At 38.5% G+C, this 2,434-nt stretch carries 1 pseudogene; it reads left to right on the forward strand.

The annotated features are described in order from the left end of the window. Positions 1-2,434, forward strand: a pseudogene (locus tag VB654_RS17625) (two-component hybrid sensor and regulator); the annotation flags it as partial.

The following is a 2,434-nucleotide window of genomic DNA, read 5'->3' on the forward strand; positions in this document are numbered from 1 at the left end:
AAAGTTCTCAAAGAACATCCGGTTCAAGTTGACCAAAAGCTAGAATCTCTCTTTCTCGGTGTATCTGATACCCTGAAGGTGCTATTGGAACATTTGAGCGGGCCATTCGGCCTGTCAGAAGAGGCGGCTAATACTTTGATGTTAGAAACTGAGCCTGTTTTTACTTGGTTGTATGAGCATCTGGAACTACTTGTCCAACAAAGTAACGGGGAGGCAGAAAATAATTCCCACACCACAGAAATAGAACCAAATTCAGCCGATAGTGTAACCACACTGATCGATCTGTTCGTGCGGACAGATGATCATGAGGAAGAAGACAGCGAAAGTACATTCCCCGAATCATCGGGATTTATCGCAGAAAATTCGCCAGTTACAGCCCCAAGAAGTGACCATTGGAATGAATTTCAAACCCAAGCGTTACAAGCACTACGGGAAATGTTGCAACTGTTTAAGCAACAGACAACACCCGAATCTCGAAACAATCTGCAACAATGTTGTCAGCAGTTAGTCAGCCTAGGTCAGACGTGGAGTTTGCCTCATTGGTGTAGATTATGTCAAGCTGCGGCTAATGCGATCGCTAATCCTGAAAATACCTATCTCGTTTTAGCTAAAATTATCATTACCGAAGTCAAACAAGCCCAAGAATTAGTTCTCCAACACAGAGAAACTGAAATTGTAGTTAGTGAACAATTAACAGCGCTCTTAAACTTGCCAGCACTTGATTTGTTGGCTCATCAGCCTGTATCTGTCACCAATGCAAACTTGTCTGCGATTACAGATAGTTTTACTAGTCAATCTACCGTTTTACAGCCAACAGATAGCATAACTAGCTTAACTGAACTATCTGAACAACTTCATCCCAGTCAGGATGCTTCAGCCGCAACAGAAAATAATGTCCCAGAAATTGCTGCTACTTTTAATTTATTTTTGGATGCTGAGGAAGACAGAGACCTTAGTAGTCTTGACCACAATGGACCGGAAGTAGGATTAGCTGAGTTAAATAGCCTGGCTGATTTATTTGAAGGTGACACACCAGAACTAGATAACACCTGGCAACAAGAAGAAAATTTAGATATTAACGTCACCAGTGAATTGGGAATAGATGTAAGTGACAGCAATGTTGATGATTATGATAGTGATTTAGCTGATTTTCTATTCTTTGATGAAGATAAAAGTGATAATGATCTGCACATTAGTCTGACGACAACAGAAGAATTAAACCAATTATTTGGCAAGAATTTTGCTGAATCAGAACAGCCAAATAGACCAACATCTGCGGCAGTTTCTAGAGAAGCAGAGATGTCTGTTGCCGATATTAATGACAATGATTTAATGGATGAGCTATTAACATCAATATCAGAGGACAATGAACTAGTATCATCAGGAGAATTAACTCAACTAGAAACTATATCCAGTCATCAAAAAAGCAGTTTTGATGAATTATTCTCTGACACAGATAATGTAGGTATAGAGGAGGTTTTACAGGATAAAAATGGAGAAGAACACCAAACTATAATTCAGCCAGAATCTTTAACTTTAGATGCCCTGTTTGATGATTTTGACGATACTCCACAAATATCTAATGATGATTCAGAAATAGCTGATTTATTTGATATAACACCTGTAAACGACACAGAAACCACTCAAATTGAAGACAACTTAAACGACTTCTGGAACGAGGAAACAATCACAGAAGACACTGCTTCGATATTGGAGCAGGATGTGGAAAAAGCCTTGGAAGAAAGTTTGTTTGCAGCAGCTGCTAGTGATATTTTTGGCAACATAGAAGAGTTAAATACTCTGCCCTCCACAAATGTTAATTTGGGTGAGGAAGATTTGATATTTTCATTAGATACTGATGATGAAGATGACTTATTTGCCAATTTAGTCGAGTCTAATTTCATATCTCCCAGTAATGAAGATGATCTAGAATTGAGTCTAGAGGAAATTAGCGATTTCTCCCAAGAGCCAGAAGCATTAGATTTCATTCCAGAATTTACACAACAGCCACTACAAATAGCCGCTACAGATCAACTAGATAATGCTGATATTCTGGTTGAGGATGAAGAATTATTAGTTGCAGCAACTCCAGAAAATGCGGAGTTACCAGAGTTTCAACCTGATTTAGATTTGGCAGAGATCAGCATTGACTCTACTTTTGTAGATGATGTTGATCATACGGAAACAAATGATTTATTCGCCGCAGAAACCGAACAGCCAGCAATAAACTTAGAAGAAAGTCTAGTAGCACCTCTAGATTACAGCGAAAATGAATCAAATCTAGAATCTAGTGAAGAGATATTAGATAATCTGTTGAACACAGAAGCCACATCATTAAATCAACAATTAATCCTACAGGAAAATGTTAGTTTTGTTTTGCCTGAAGAGGAAGAAACAACAGTAACTGCCAAAAATGAACCTACGGCGGATATCC

It is taken from the genome of Nodularia sp. UHCC 0506 (genome assembly GCF_034931045.1).
In the GTDB taxonomy this organism is placed as follows: Bacteria; Cyanobacteriota; Cyanobacteriia; order Cyanobacteriales; family Nostocaceae; genus Nodularia.